The following is a 206-nucleotide window of genomic DNA, read 5'->3' on the forward strand; positions in this document are numbered from 1 at the left end:
TGGAACAGGCGCATCAGCACCTGGCCGAAGGAAATATCCTTTAACGGTTTTTCGAAGATTGGCTCGCACACGGTGCGGATGGCAGCCTCGAATTCGTTGACCTTGGTATGCACGGGTACCCAGCCCGAATCGATGTGCAACTGCGCGACGCGGCGGTAGTCACGCTTGAAGAAGGCGATCAGGTTGCGCGCCAGGTAGTCCTGGTC

1 pseudogene is annotated in these 206 nt (G+C 57.8%); it reads right to left on the minus strand.

Going from position 1 to position 206, the window contains the following annotated elements:
• Positions 1-206 (minus strand): annotated as a pseudogene (locus B4L76_RS21500) (ubiquinone biosynthesis regulatory protein kinase UbiB); the annotation flags it as partial.

This window comes from Pseudomonas sp. UBA4617, assembly GCF_002386445.1.
GTDB lineage: Bacteria > Pseudomonadota > Gammaproteobacteria > Pseudomonadales > Pseudomonadaceae > Aquipseudomonas.